The sequence below is a fragment of the Mycobacterium dioxanotrophicus genome (assembly GCF_002157835.1).
GTDB lineage: Bacteria > Actinomycetota > Actinomycetes > Mycobacteriales > Mycobacteriaceae > Mycobacterium > Mycobacterium dioxanotrophicus.
The window spans coordinates 6,941,077-6,954,736 of sequence record NZ_CP020809.1; the positions used below are offsets into that span (position 1 = coordinate 6,941,077).

General features: G+C 65.7%; 11 protein-coding genes. 5 read left to right on the forward strand and 6 right to left on the reverse strand.

What is annotated here, in order from left to right; all coding sequences use genetic code 11:
- Window positions 1–8: 8 nt before the first annotated feature.
- The 4 genes from BTO20_RS33695 to BTO20_RS33710 form a co-directional block, all read right to left on the reverse strand.
- A complete protein-coding gene (locus tag BTO20_RS33695) occupies window positions 9–1,094 on the reverse strand; it encodes a hypothetical protein (RefSeq protein WP_087080488.1) in 1,086 nt (361 codons plus the stop codon).
- A 63-nt stretch (window positions 1,095–1,157) separates the two neighbouring features.
- Window positions 1,158–2,129 carry an antibiotic biosynthesis monooxygenase gene (locus BTO20_RS33700; RefSeq protein ID WP_087080490.1) on the reverse strand — a complete coding sequence of 324 codons (972 nt, stop codon included), beginning with the start codon at window positions 2,127–2,129 and terminating at the stop codon, window positions 1,158–1,160.
- A 16-nt stretch (window positions 2,130–2,145) separates the two neighbouring features.
- Entirely contained in the window at window positions 2,146–4,863 is a 2,718-nt protein-coding gene (locus BTO20_RS33705) for a molybdopterin-dependent oxidoreductase (RefSeq protein WP_087080492.1), read from the reverse strand.
- Window positions 4,863–5,681 (reverse strand): FAD binding domain-containing protein, encoded by an 819-nt coding sequence (locus BTO20_RS33710; RefSeq protein WP_087080494.1) that lies wholly within the window; start codon window positions 5,679–5,681, stop codon window positions 4,863–4,865. The genes BTO20_RS33705 and BTO20_RS33710 overlap by 1 nt, the downstream gene beginning before the upstream one ends.
- An 898-nt stretch (window positions 5,682–6,579) precedes the next feature.
- On the opposite strand from BTO20_RS33710, the gene BTO20_RS33715 reads away from it, so the two are divergent.
- Complete coding sequence (locus tag BTO20_RS33715; protein ID WP_332460250.1) at window positions 6,580–7,953, forward strand: hypothetical protein; 1,374 nt, start codon at window positions 6,580–6,582, stop codon at window positions 7,951–7,953.
- Window positions 7,954–7,971: 18 nt separating this feature from the next.
- Here BTO20_RS33715 and BTO20_RS33720 read toward each other — a convergent pair whose 3' ends face one another.
- Window positions 7,972–8,775, reverse strand: coding sequence for a hypothetical protein (locus BTO20_RS33720; protein WP_087080498.1), 804 nt, complete (start codon window positions 8,773–8,775; stop codon window positions 7,972–7,974).
- 196 nt (window positions 8,776–8,971) lie between these two features.
- Between BTO20_RS33720 and BTO20_RS33725 the strand changes: the two genes are divergently transcribed.
- From BTO20_RS33725 to BTO20_RS33735, 3 genes are all read left to right on the forward strand, one after another.
- Window positions 8,972–9,784, forward strand: a complete 813-nt coding sequence (locus BTO20_RS33725) for an aminoglycoside 3'-phosphotransferase (RefSeq protein ID WP_087080500.1) — start codon at window positions 8,972–8,974, stop codon at window positions 9,782–9,784.
- 183 nt (window positions 9,785–9,967) lie between these two features.
- Window positions 9,968–11,077 (forward strand): catalase family peroxidase, encoded by a 1,110-nt coding sequence (locus BTO20_RS33730; protein WP_232490932.1) that lies wholly within the window; start codon window positions 9,968–9,970, stop codon window positions 11,075–11,077.
- On the forward strand, window positions 11,074–11,625 hold the full coding sequence (locus BTO20_RS33735; protein WP_087080503.1) for a cytochrome b: 552 nt from the start codon (window positions 11,074–11,076) through the stop codon (window positions 11,623–11,625). Before BTO20_RS33730 ends, BTO20_RS33735 begins: the two co-directional genes overlap by 4 nt.
- A gap of 15 nt (window positions 11,626–11,640) precedes the next feature.
- Here BTO20_RS33735 and BTO20_RS33740 read toward each other — a convergent pair whose 3' ends face one another.
- Complete coding sequence (locus tag BTO20_RS33740; RefSeq protein WP_087083058.1) at window positions 11,641–12,351, reverse strand: Rv3717 family N-acetylmuramoyl-L-alanine amidase; 711 nt, start codon at window positions 12,349–12,351, stop codon at window positions 11,641–11,643.
- Between the two features lie 270 nt (window positions 12,352–12,621).
- Between BTO20_RS33740 and BTO20_RS33745 the strand changes: the two genes are divergently transcribed.
- Complete coding sequence (locus BTO20_RS33745; RefSeq protein WP_087080505.1) at window positions 12,622–13,581, forward strand: MerR family DNA-binding transcriptional regulator; 960 nt, start codon at window positions 12,622–12,624, stop codon at window positions 13,579–13,581.
- Window positions 13,582–13,660: the final 79 nt, after the last annotated feature.

The following is a 13,660-nucleotide window of genomic DNA, read 5'->3' on the forward strand; positions in this document are numbered from 1 at the left end:
ATCGCGCCCTAGCTGACGGGTTCTGGCCGGACCGGGCAGCCGAAGGCGACGTCCTCCAGCCTGGCGGGGCCCGTTCCCCGGTCAGGGTCGGTCTTCCACGGCCACTCGTTGGAGCGGAACGGCGCCAGGCTCGGCAACAGTGCTTCCTTGCCGCGCTTGGCCATCTCCCGCTCGATCGCGGCCCGGCCACCACCACCGAGAAGTTCGACGTCCATGAGGAAGTAGTCGCGGAAGAACATCATGCCCAGCGAGCGGTCGGCGACGATGCGGCCCAGGACGTCGAGCATCTTGTCGGGCGTGGTCTCGAATTCCGGTGTCTCGATGAGCAGCAACCGGTCACCCATGGCTTCGGTGCCCAGGAACTGGACGAGCACGGTGTAGAGGATGTTGTTCTGGCGTGCGACGTAGAGCGAATTGCTCACGGCATAGGTGCGGTCCCAGGCGTCACCAAGTTTCGTCTTCCACCACTCGAGGACGTCCATCCAGTGGCTCACCTGAGTTCCCGACGCCAGGCCGATGGCCTTGAACGAATGCGGCACGGTGTCGCGGACGAATTGCTCGACATCGTCGTAGCTATAGCCGCCTTTGGCCAGACACTCGTCCATGAACGCCAGATTGCATTCCAGGATCAGGCGCAGCACTCCGCGGTCATCGTCGGACATGTCCAGGGCCTCAAGGCCTTCCAACGCTGTCCGATTCTGCGTCCGATACATTTCGAGCGGAGCCCGCCACAGGTGGTTCTTATAGGCATTGGTCAGGTACGGCGAGACGATCTCGTAGATGGCCATGCTGCTGTGGCCGACGGATTTGGCCAGTTGGTACACGAGCGGCACCGGCGGCGCGACTTCGGCAGGCTCACCCGGCGGATAGAGAATCATCTGTCCGCCCTGGCCGGAGAACAGTGCCAGGATGATGGGCACCTGATCACGCATGTTCTGTTTGAACTTGATCAGGGATGTCTCGTAGAGCTGCAGCATCGAATCGTTCAGCGCGAGAACGGCGTGCTCGGCGACGAGACGGTCGCTTGCCGCTGGTTCGTCGGCGACGACGGGACGCATGAAGTCCGGCAATGCCTTGCCATTGGATTCAGACATAACGGTCACTTCCTATTCTCGATGGTGGCGTGGGATACGTCATCTGGTGTCGGGTCGCGGGTTTCATGGCAGTGTCCAGAGCACGGTGGTCACCAACCAGAACAGGACTGCCCAGAAGACCGTCACCGCGACGATCACCAGCGCGGTACGAATGTTGGTCGCGGTCATGGGCGTATCGGAAGCCGGGTACAGCCAGCGGTAGAGCAACCGATTCACGTAGAAGGGCATCGTGACGTAGGTCATGATGAAGCTGGACAACAGGTTTCCGATCAGCATGCCCTGCCACATGCGAAGATGCTCGGGCGCCATCGCGAGGCTCAGCAGCATCACCGTGGGATACAAACCTACCCAGACCGCGATCACCGTCTTGGCATTGGACGGCACCGCCGCCTGACCACCGACCTCGCCGAAGGCAAACCAGTTACCGAACGAGCTGTCGATCGTGCGCAGCCCGAACTCGCCGAATCTCTTCCCTTCGTCGAGGAGCTGTCGCCGCTCACTCGACGTCAGCCATCGATCCAGGTCTGCGGCGCTGTCATAACGGTAGAGCGTCGTCCACTCGTCCTGCACACCTTCGATCGGACGAAAGATCTCAGATCCCCGGTAGCCGGGAAACTTGCTCTCCGCCAACCGCAGTCGCTGCTGCCAGGCCAGGAAATGGTCGATGTCCTCCGGTGCCACCCGGTGTGTCACCACCGCCGTGACCAGTGTGTCCGGTGGCGGGGCCGTGCCGGTGACGATCTGTTGGGTGGGCGGCCCGTCGCAGTAGGACCGTCCTTCGGTGAGCAGGTCGTGGCGCGTGGCACTGTTGAGCCACGCCTGCAGATTGGGGATTGAATCGAAGCGATAGGTCAGCGACCAGTCCTGCTGCACTGAGGTCGCCGGGTTGATCTCCGCGGCAATGAATCCCGGATAGTTTGACGCCGCGCTGTTCACTTTCTGCTGCCACGCCATGAACGCGTCTTCGCAGCCGGAGAGGACCCGTTCGCCGATGATGACGGTGACGGCGTTGCCGACAAGCCTGCCGGGAGACATCGGATGCCGCTGCCGCTTACCCGGTCGGGGTCAGCCGGGACGACTGCAGGGCCGTGAAGATCCGGTCGGGTGTCAACGGCAGCTCGCGGTAGCGCACACCGGTCGCGTCATGCAGCGCGTTGGCCATGGCGGGTGCGACGGGGTTGATGCACATCTCGGCGATTCCCTTGGACCGCACCGGGCCTGCCGAATCGGTCGAGTCGACCAGGATCACCTCGGTGCGCGGTGCGTCGGCGTAGGTGGGGATCCGGTAGTTGCGCAGCGTCGGGTTGGTCATCACGCCGTTGCCGTCGACGAGATGATGCTCGGTCAACACGAAACCGAGGCCCTGGGTCACGCCGCCTTCGATTTGACCGCGAACCTGTGCGGGATTGACGACCACCCCGGCGTCGGTTGCGTGCACGCTGTAGAGGATCCGGATCTCACCGGTCACCCGGTGCACGGCGATGCGGAAGCCGTGGGCATTGGAAGCCAGGCTTCGTGGCGAGCCGTACGCCTTGCGCGATTCTGTCAACCGCACACCCCGCGCCGCTGCCGCTGCGGCCAGGTCCCCTAACAGAACCCGGATGTCACCGCAACGGACTGCGTCGTCGTCCATGGTGCACGCCGCCAAGTCCACCCCGGTGTGCAGGGCAGCGAAGCGCAGAATCCGCTCCCGCAGTGCGATCGAGGACCGTTGCACCGCGTTGCCTGCGACGAAGAGGCCCGCGCTGGCGAACGCTCCGGTGTCGAACCCCGTGCGGTCGGTGTCGGATTGGACGAGCCGGATCCGGGTCGGGGTGGTGCCCAGCTCCGACGCGGCGATCTGGACGTGCGCCGTCGAGGTGCCCTCACCGAACTCGACTGTGCCTACCGCGATCTCATAGAGTCCATCGGAGCACAGCGTCGCGAGCCCGACGGAGATGTGCTCGGTCGGCGGCGCGGTCTCGTGGATCGAACTTGCGGTGCCGACACCGATCAACCAATCGTCGCCGAGAGCCTGTCCGTTGGGGTGCGCCTGCAGCGCCCCATCGACACAGTCGATGCAGGCCGCCAAGCTGTCGTCGGTGAACGCCACATCGTCGGCCTCGTCGTGCACCGACAGCAGCGGGTCACCGGGCCGAACGATGTTGCGCCGCCGCAACTCCAGCGGGTCGACGCCGAGTGCGACCGCCAGCTCGTGCATCGCCGATTCCATCGCGAACACCGGCTGCGTCATGCCGTAGCCGCGCAGTGCCCCGCTGGGAACGGTGTTGGTGTAGACCGAATATCCATCGAATCGCTTGTTGGGGCAGCGGTATTCCGCGATCGCGGACCCGCCCGCGAACAGGGTCTCCGCGCCGTGGTTGCCGTAGGCACCGGTGTTGGCCACGTTGCGGAACTGCATCGCGGTGAGCGTGCCGTCCGCGCGGGCACCGAGTTTGACGGTGATCTTCATCGGGTGCCGGGGTGAGGCGGTGGTGAACTCCTCGCCGCGGGTGTACTCCCAGCATGTCGGGCGACCGGTGTCCAACGTGGCCAGTGCGACCAGGTCTTCACTGATCACCTCCTGCTTGCCGCCGAAGGCACCGCCGACCCGCTTGCAGAACACCCGCAGCTGATCGGGCCGCAGGTCGAACAGGTAGGCGAGCTTGCCTTTGGCGATCCACGGGGACTGCGAACTGGTCCGCACATGCAGCCGGCCGTCTTCCATCCAGGCGATCGATCCGTGCGTCTCCAGATGGGCGTGCTGTACCCGCGGCGAGAAGTAGGTTCCTTCGTGGATGACGTCGGCTTCGGCGAATCCCTGTGCCACATCGCCTATTTCGCCGTGCAATTCGATGAGGATGTTGTGTACCGGATCGTGCACGAACGGATCGTCGGATCCATGCAGCTGTGGTGCACCGAACTGCATCGCCTGCTCGGGATCGAACACCGCGGGCAGCACCTCGTACTCGACGGCCACCTTGCGGCAGCCCTCTTCGGCAGCGCCGATCGTGTCTGCCAGCACCGCCACCACGCGCTGGCCGACGAAGCGCACCACATTGTCGAGGATGTAGGTGTCGTCGGGGTCGACGAGATGATCGGTGTGGATCGCGGTGGTGAACAGCTTGCGGGGCACGTCTTCCCAGGTGTACACGCGGTGCACCCCGGGAACGGCCAGCGCCGCGGACTTGTCGATCGAGACGATGCGCGCGTGCGCGTGGGGCGAGTGCAGCACCTTCAGATGCAGCATGCCCGGGACGTCGGTGTCCATCGTGTACTCCGCGCGCCCGGTCACGACCCCGGCGCCCGCTGGTGCACCGACGCTCGTCCCGACCGCCTGGCCCGGCGCCGCCGCCTCGATCGCGGCCACGCCGTTGACGGCGTCTTCGATGGCCCGATACCCGGTGCATCGGCACAGGTTGCCTTTCAAGGCGTGCGGCAGGTCCTTCTTCTGTTCGTCGGTGAGAGCCGATGCCGTCATGATCATGCCGGGAGTGCAGAAACCGCACTGGAATCCGGGGGCGTCGCGGAACTGCCGCTGCATCGGGTGCAGGTTCTCGGGGGATCCGAGGCCCTCGATGGTCGTCACTTCGTGCCCGTCCGCGCGGAACGCCGGCGTGATGCAACTGTGTACCGGGCGGCCGTCGAGCCAGACGGTGCACGCGCCGCAGTCTCCGGCGTCACACCCCTTCTTGACCCCGTGCCAGCCCAGGTGCCGCAGGAATGTGCGCAGGCACTGGCCCGGCTGCGGTTCTTGTGAGAACGTCTTGCCGTTGACGCTGTAGCTCATCACAAGCCTCCGAGTTCGGTCCGGATTTCTTCGGCGTAGTGCTTCGCCAGATGCCGGCGATGCGCGGGGGTGCCGTTCGGATCGGCGAACCAGGACTCCGGTGCGATCGCGTCGATGTGGTCTTGCAGGGTCTCGGCGGTGGGCATCGTGTCGAACCGCAACACCACCGGATGTGTGGTACCCGCGGTGATGGTGAGCATCAGGCCGTCGGTTGTCGGCCCCTGCGTCGCGACCATGAATATGGTGGAGCGGCCGAGCTTGGTCAGGGTGAATCGTCGGAATGTGTAGCGGTTGCGCAACGCACTGATCGGTATGTACACGCTGCGCAGGATCTCCCCCGGTCGCAGCACGTTGCGGTGGTCTCCTGTGACGAAATCCCGGGCTGCGACGGTGCGTTCGGTTCCGTCTGCCGCCCACAGGCGATAGGACGCCTCGAGAGCCACGCTCATGGTGGTCATCGGGCCTGCCGGCAGGGACATGCAGATGTTGCCACCCACCGTTGCGGCATTCCATACCTTGAACGACGCCAGGAACGCCTCACAGCTGGTCCGCAACAGGCTGCCCGCGGACCAGTCATCCGGCGGCACATACTCGTGGAGCTTCCGCACCGTGCAGGTCGCGCCGATCTGGAGACCTCCGGCGTCCACGACCAGATCGGGCCAGTCGAGTTCGGTGAGGTCGATCAAGCGGTGCACGCTGGGCTGAGGTTCGGAAAACAGCCATGTCCCCCCGGCCAGCCAGGCATCTCCGACGCTCCAGGCGGCGCCCGGCGGATTGGGTGGCCAGCGAATGATGTCGGTTACGGTATTGAGATCCATGTGAACCTCCAGCGAACTCGCTGCTCGGCCCGGATTGGCGGCTCAACTGTATAAAAAGCGCCGTCAATAAGTGAGAGATTGCGCATAGTTCGGGTTCACAGATTCAGCCCAGCGGTCAATCAGCAAACAATCAGCGACTCAGAGCTGGAGGGCGCGTGGCCGTAAAACCTCTCGTGCGCAACGAATGTCACCCACCGAGCGCGGCCCGTTCACGACGTTGACCTGGACGTTGTAGCCGAGCTCCTGCAGCTGACCGATCGCTTCGGAAGCCGAGTTGCGGGAGACCGGGCGGCAGCGACTTCGCCGGTCGACCCGAGCACGGCGGTTGCGCGTACCGACCGCATCCGCCAAAACCCAGAATGACATCACCCGATGTCATATATTGAGCCGGCGTGTGTTCGGGGCGGCTGGCACTCATGCCATCGGCAGATGCGGACACCACCGTGAAATGTCAAGGGGGACATCAATTATGGTGCATGATTCACGCTGCCCGAAAAGTGCCAGACGCTTACCACCGCGCTACGGGCTGGCCGTCGTAGCAGTCGGCATCGGCATCGCCGGGGCGAGCGGACACGCTGTGGCGTGGGCGGACCCTGGCACGGCCGATTCGCCCAGAACGACAGCGAGCCATTCGAGTGCCACCACCGACCACGGCCCCAAGAAATCGACGCAGGACCATCGCACCAGACCTGGTCGGTCGTCGACCAAGGACGACACGCAGGACAAGGGACCCACCGGTGGCACAGCAGTGTCGGACACCGACACGAAGCCCACCCAACCGGCCGCGGAAACCGCGAATATCGCTAACCCACAACAGGATTCGACACCAACACAGCGCAAACCGAGTGCTGTTCGCCAGGACCCCGCCCCGGACACCCCTACCGGAAAGTCCCACGCTGTGCAGGCGGCTCCGACCCGCGTGCGGGCGGCCGCGAAGCAACTGACGACGGTGGCTGCCACGCTCACCGGCGGCACCATCAAGACGCAGGCGACCGAACCCAAGCAGCCCGACGCCACTGGGGCGCCCCAACCCAGCCTCAAGACCAAGGCGATCCCGCTGACGGCGAAACTCGCCGCGGCCACATCATCGGTCGAGGCGCCGAGCACGCCGACTCCGAGCACTCCGACGCCGCCACAACCGCTGTCCCCCATCGCCAAGCTCGCCGAGTTGCCGGGCCGCGTCATCAACTCGGTGCTACAAGCGCTCGACATCACCGTCTCTGCCAACGGCCCGAAGAGTCCCATCAACTTCCAGCCGGTCGACGAGGCGTTGTTCGCAGCCTTCCGACGCGTCGAAGCGAGTTTGGGATTGGACAAGACACCCGCCGCGCAACCGACACCGCCACCGCTGACCTACACGGGTCCGGCGACGGGCAAGACTCCTACGGTGTCGCAGTTCCTGAACGCCGCGGCCGCCGAGTACGTGCTCGGCGGCACCCCGGGCGACTTGAAGCCGTTCACGGTGAACGGCAAGCAGATGCAGTCCACCAATACGCTCTCGGGTGAGTCCGCGAAGGCCTGGGTGACACCGCAGGGGCAGATCATCGTCGCCTACCAGGGCACCACCGGCGGCACAAACCTGTTGGCCAACCCGGTGATCGCGGTCTCGCAAATCATCACCGACGCCCAGGTGATCTTCACCAACACCACCCCGCAGGCCTTCACCGATTCCCTGGCCTTCGAACAGCAGGTTGCGGCCGAGGCGGCCAAGCAGGGCTACAGCCAGGACGACATCTTCGTCACCGGCCACTCGCTGGGTGGATGGGAAGCGGAGTACGTCGCGCAGCAAACCGGCGTCGGTGGCATCGGATTCGAAAGCCCCGGAATCAACACCACAGTGCCTGGCAACGGCGCCAACTCGGGTTTCGTCAATGTCGAGACCTACGGTGACACCGCCGCGTACTTCTCGACGGATCTGCCTGCGCTGCAACCGTTCGTGCCGCCGTACGTACCGGGCGGCGGCACCAAACCGCACTACGGCTCGATCGTGATGATCGGCGACCCCAATGCAACGACACCGCTGGTCAACGCCGCCTCGCTGTGGGGGCCCAATCCGGTGGGCGACGTCATCTTCGTGGTCGACATCTTGGGTAACTTCTTCGAGCATCACCTGCCCGGCATGCAGGCCTACAACCTGGGTGTCACGCCTGATCCCGGTGTGGTGCCGTGGCTGGGCGCCACCATGGGGCCGGTGGAAAGCGGCTACGGCGACATGACGATTCCGGAACTGCAGAAGGCGGCGTCGGATGCGGGCACGTTGATCACGCCGTAACGGGGCGGCCGCGGCTGATCACACCATCGGATCGGTGACCGCTTCCCGCGCGTCGGGCGCTGACCCTGCCTCGTCAACTTCGTTGTCTTGGGCCAGGATCCACGTTTCACCGGCATCTGCTGCGCGTACCAACGCCCCGTACTCGCCCAGATAATCGGCGACCGCACCGATCCACGGCAGCATGGCGAAGTACCGGAAGATCGAGCGCGGGTGCGGCCGTTTGCCGAGTTCCTCGCTGACGGCATTGAGGATGCCGGCCAGGTGCCAGAGCTTTCCGATGATCGATCTGTCGGACAACTCCGGCCAGGCTTCCTCTGGATCCATTGCAGCGGAAGACTTGTCGAGTTCGCGCCCGCATAGCACCGAGGCCAGCAGCCGGACCTGCGTCGGCGTATCGGTGATCCCGTACTCACGCGCGACAGCGCATAAGACCAGGGCCTGATTGGCGAATCCGAACACATCCTGGATGGGCAGTCGTTTGGCCAGAACGCCGAACACTCCGGGAAACGCCACCAAAACGGTATCGATTGCACCCACCCGCCGGACCCACCACTGGATGCGGGCGGTGCGGTCCTTGCGTTCCCAGGATTGCGTGCCCGGCAGATCGGCGCAGTCAAGCACCCGTGCCGCGAGATTGAACGCCCCACCCAGGCAGCCCGCACCGGCCCCGCTACCCAGGTCATGGGTGCGACGCCGCAACCCGAGCGGATCGGCCTCAGCCAACACATCGAGGATGACGCCCGCCACACTCACAGCGCGCTGCAGTGCGTCTGCGACGTCGGCGTCGGACAGGTGTGCTTTCGGCATCACGGAAAGTCCCATGCCGCCATCTTCGCGGGTGCTGCGGCGGCGTGTCTTGTCAGGAGCCCTCAGGCCGAGGCCCCTGCCGGACCGATTCGATGCGGAAATTCCGGGTCGGGGACCTTGTCACCAATACCCGATCTCACATCGAGTTTGACGTCAACGGCGCCGCTCGAGGCTCGTCAACGGCCCGGCCGTACTGTGGCAATGTCGTGGCGTGCATACTCCATCGCTGTCAGGCCCACCGGTCGAACCTGTCGCGGTGCCCGCCGTGGTGACCGCCCTCGCCGGCGATGCCGCGTTGACCCCGGTGTGGCGCAACGAACTCGGTGGGCTGACCTTCCGCCTCGACAGAAGCGATGGGGTGACGTCGTACGTCAAATGGGTTGCCGCAGGCACTCCGGAGATCGATCTGGTCGGTGAGGCCGAACGGTTGGTGTGGGCGCAGGCGCGGGTCGCCGTGCCGCCGGTCCTCGACCACGGCACCGACCTCGACGGTGCATGGCTGCTCACAGCGGCCGTGCCGGGACGGTCGGCCGTCGACGCTCACTGGGCCGGGCGCGCCACCGACGTCGCCGCCGGGATCGGCCGCGGACTACGGTTGCTGCACGACGCGCTGCCGGTCGATGAATGCCCGTTCGACTGGGGCATCGAACGTCGTCTGCGCCGCGCCGACGAGCGCATCGCCGCCGGCGAGGGCCCGGCGAACTGGTTCCCCGAGCACCGGCACCTGGATCCCGACGAGGCGCGTGCCCGGCTGGACGCGCCGCCCGCCGTCGACCGGCTGGTCGTCTGCCACGGCGATGCCTGTGTTCCCAACACCCTGCTGCATGACGACGCGACATTCGCCGCGCACGTCGATCTGGGCTCGCTTGGGATTGCCGATCGCTGGGCTGATCTGGCGGTGGCCACCTGGAGCCTCGGCTGGGACTTCGGCCCAGGCTTCGACGACGTGCTGTTCGACGCCTACGGAATCGACCCCGACCCGCACCGCATCGCCTACTACCGCCTGCTCTACGACCTGGCCTGATGCACAGTGTGCACCGGCCAGATCGGCAAGCGCGAGAACGACTTTGCCCGACCGCATCTCGGCGACCCGGCTCAGGGCATTGCAGCTAGCAGGTATTGCCTTTCCCTGCCAGCAGGTGTCGACACAGCGTCGAGACAGGTGCAGGATCGGTGGGAGCGCCGGATTCACCGAGGGGGGAACACCATGGCACCCGCGGCTCCCGACGATGCTCCGCGCGGGCCGGACACACCCCCCATCAATCGGCGCGCCGTCATGCTCGGCATGGCCGCCGTGGCCGGTGTCGCCGCGATCGACGTCGGCGGATTCGCGTACGCCGGTGGCTGGCTGCGCCCCGACACCTTGATCCCGGCGCAGTTCGCCGACCGGTTCGAGCAGATCGCGGGCCACCATGACGGCTTCCGGCGCAACCATGCGAAGGGCCTCGCCGCCACCGGCACCTTCGCAAGCAATGGCGCCGCCGCCGACATCTGCCATGCCGCAGTGTTCGCCAAAGGCACGCTCCCTGTCGACGCGCGCTTCTCGCTGTCGGGTGGGGCACCCGACCAGGCCGACAAGCCCGCGACCGTGCGTGGCCTGGCGGTCCAGTACCAGTTGCCCAACGGCGAGCAGTGGCGCAGCCCGATGATCAACACCCCGGTGTTCGTCGACAGCACACCACAGGGGTTCTACGAGCGCATCCTGGCCGCCAAAACCCAGCCGCAGACCGGCAAACCAGACCCTGCCGCGATGTCGGCCTTCCTGGCCAGACATCCCGAAACCGTTGCCGCGCAGCGCATCATCGCACAGCAGCCACCCACCTCCGGATTCGCCGACAGCACATTCTGGGGGCTCAACGCGTTCCGGATGACCAACAGCGCGGGCGTCACCGCGCCGGTGCGGTGGATGCTGGTGCCGCAGCAGCAGCCCGGCCAACCTGTCGGAGACGCCGCGAAATCAGATCCCAACTACCTGTTCGACGCCTTGATCAAAGCCATGGAACGTGGGCCGCAGGCGTGGACGCTGAAAATTGTGGTCGGAGCACCTGAAGACCCCACCAACGACGCGACCAAACCCTGGCCGGCAGATCGCCGCACGATCGATGCGGGCACGCTGACCATCGAAGCCGTCCACACCGAGGCGCCGGGCAATGCCCGTGACATCAACTTCGATCCCCTTGTGCTGCCGCGCGGTATCGCTCCTTCCGACGATCCGCTGCTCGCTGCACGGTCAGCGGTGTACGCGCGGTCGTTCGCGCGACGTGCGGCAGAACCCAAGCAGCCCAGCGCTGTGAACGTCGAGGCCGCAGCGCGATGAGCACTGACCAGCTCACCCCAACGCGCTTCACCGTGGCGTCGCGGTTGTTGCACTGGTCGATGGCTGCCATGGTGGTCGCCCAGGTACTGCTGGGTGTCACGATGGTCGCATCGCTGGCGTATTACCCGCTGCTGTTGGCGATCCATCGCCCGCTGGGCATCATCATCCTGCTGTTCGCCGTGGTCCGACTGGGCAACCGGATGCGGCATCACCCACCGCCGTTCCTGGCCACCATGGGCCGCACCGAACGCCGCGTCGCCACCTGGTCGGAACGGCTGCTGTATGCGTTGCTGCTTCTGCAACCCCTGGTCGGCTGGGCCATGGTCTCGGCGTCGGGAACGCCCGTCGTCGTCGGCCCCTGGCGCTTGCCCGCGATCGCGCCCCACAACCTGAACCTGTTCGGCGGCTTGCACATTGCGCATGTCGTGCTGGCGGCCCTGCTGTTCGTGACGTTCACCGCGCACCTGTGCGCCGTGTTGTTCCACACGCTCGTGCTGCGCGATGGGTTGCTCGACCGCATGGCGCTGTGGCCGTCGAGGAGCCGATGACCAGCTTGCTGGATTTCAAACCCGTTGTGACAGATAGGCGTTGAGTCCGGATGCGACGGCTGCGGCGTATTTTGCCCGGCCCTGTTCGCTGACGATGACCGCTGCGTCGTCGCTGTTCTTCATGTTGCCCAGTTCGACCAGCACCGACGGGAACTCCGCGAGGTTGAGACCGGCAAGGTCCGAACGCCCGTAGAGGCCGTCGGTGCCGCGGTAGGTCGACGGGGTGAATCCGGCCGCGACAAGCTGGTCCCGCATCACCCGAGCGAGTTGCAGGGCTGGGCCGGCCTGAGCCTCGTTGAGCGGCGGCGCCGAGTAGTTGACGTGGAAGCCGCGGCCACCGGGCGGGCCACCGTCGGCATGGATACTCACAATTGCGTTGGGCTGCAGGCTATTCGCCATGGCCGCCCGCTGATCCACACACGGCCCGAGCGCGTTGTCGTCGCCTCGCGACAGCGCGGTCCGCACCCCGAGCTGCGAGAGCTCAGCCCGGACCCGCAACACCACATCCCAGTTGAAGGTGTGCTCGGGATAACCGCTATCGGTTGTGGTGCCGGTGGTTTGACACTCTTTGGTACCGCCACGGCCGGTAGGCACCTGTCGGTTGATGGAGCCGTCATTGGCGCCGTTGTGCCCGGGATCGAGAAACACGATGGTTCCGGCGATGTCCGATGCGGCTGTCGCGACAGGCGCAGTCAGTGCCGCAGTGACCGTCGGAAGACCGAGCAGGAGTGGTCCGGCCGCCGCGTACCGGAGTACATCCCGACGGGTGACGCAGCCGGCTTGCCGATATCGGCCACGGCCGCTCGGAATCTGCACTGTTGCACAGTACGGCGGCGACGAGCGTCCCGACACCGACAGGGCCGAATCGTGGCGTATCGAAACCGTCACGTGGACATGTGAATGTGCTGTCAGCCCACCGCCGAACAAGCTGCGTGGGCCCCACGACTTGACCTTGCCCCCAGGGGCAGGGTTTACCGTCGGTTACAGGAGGTGACGATGAAGATCGGCGAGCTGGCCCGGCAGGCCAAGGTTTCGGTGAAGGCGGTGCGCTACTACGAGCAGCTGGGACTGCTGAGCCCGCAGCGCAGACCCAACGGCTACCGCGAGTACGACGAGAACGACCTGCGCGCGGTGGCCGAGATTCGTGAGCTCGCGCAGATCGGCATCCCGCCTGCCAAAGCGGGTCCATTCATCGAATGCCTCGACGCCGGGCACATCCACAGCGACGAGTGCCCCGCATCGTTGGCGGCCTACCGCGACGGCATCGCCGAAATCGACCGTGTCATAGCTGATTTGACGCATCGCCGGACCGTGCTGGCCGAAAAGCTGCATCGGGGCGCCACCCGGCCCTACCACCATCAACCCGGCTCGGAGGTCTTCACCATGCCCATCGACTTCACCACTCTGCCCGCCGGCCTGCCCGTGCCGACCGACGATGGCCGCGCCGCACACCTGCCGGGGCAGCCCATGCCGTCACTGACGCTGCACACGAGCGACGGCGGCAGTGCCGACCTGTCCGCCCTCCCCCGTGGGCGCACGATCATCTATCTGTATCCGCTCACCGGTCGGCCGGGTACGGATCTGCCCGAAGGCTGGGACTCGATTCCCGGGGCCCGGGGATGTTCAACCGAAGCGTGCAGTTTCCGCGACCATCATCAGGAGCTTCGCGACGCCGGGGCTGCGGAGATCTACGGCATGTCGAGCCAGTCGCCGGAGTATCAGGCCGAGGTGGTCGAGCGTCTGCACCTGCCGTTCCGCATGCTGTCGGACCCAGAGTTCTCCCTCGGCGACACCTTGGGCCTGCCGACCTTCGCCGCACCGGGGCATCCGCGGCTTTACTCGCGGCTAACGCTGGTGGTCACCGATGGCGTGATCGAGCACGTCTTCTACCCGATCTTCCCGCCGAACACCCACGGTCAGCAGGTGCTCGACTGGCTCCGTGAACACCGAAAGTGACCTGCATCTCAACCTTACCGTGACCTCACGAGTCTCTTATTTTTCTTAATTTCGGTGTAGCGTCGACGTATCCGGTTGT

What these genes read in the sequence shown, in the direction of transcription:
- BTO20_RS33695 (WP_087080488.1), bottom strand. Translation starts at nt 1,094, where the DNA reads ATGTCTGAATCCAATGGCAAGGCATTGCCGGACTTCATGCGTCCCGTC.
- BTO20_RS33700 (WP_087080490.1), bottom strand. Translation starts at nt 2,129, where the DNA reads ATGTCTCCCGGCAGGCTTGTCGGCAACGCCGTCACCGTCATCATCGGC.
- BTO20_RS33705 (WP_087080492.1), bottom strand. Translation starts at nt 4,863, where the DNA reads ATGAGCTACAGCGTCAACGGCAAGACGTTCTCACAAGAACCGCAGCCG.
- BTO20_RS33710 (WP_087080494.1), bottom strand. Translation starts at nt 5,681, where the DNA reads ATGGATCTCAATACCGTAACCGACATCATTCGCTGGCCACCCAATCCG.
- BTO20_RS33720 (WP_087080498.1), bottom strand. Translation starts at nt 8,775, where the DNA reads ATGGGACTTTCCGTGATGCCGAAAGCACACCTGTCCGACGCCGACGTC.
- BTO20_RS33730 (WP_232490932.1), top strand. Translation starts at nt 9,968, where the DNA reads ATGGCACCCGCGGCTCCCGACGATGCTCCGCGCGGGCCGGACACACCC.
- BTO20_RS33735 (WP_087080503.1), top strand. Translation starts at nt 11,074, where the DNA reads ATGAGCACTGACCAGCTCACCCCAACGCGCTTCACCGTGGCGTCGCGG.
- BTO20_RS33745 (WP_087080505.1), top strand. Translation starts at nt 12,622, where the DNA reads ATGAAGATCGGCGAGCTGGCCCGGCAGGCCAAGGTTTCGGTGAAGGCG.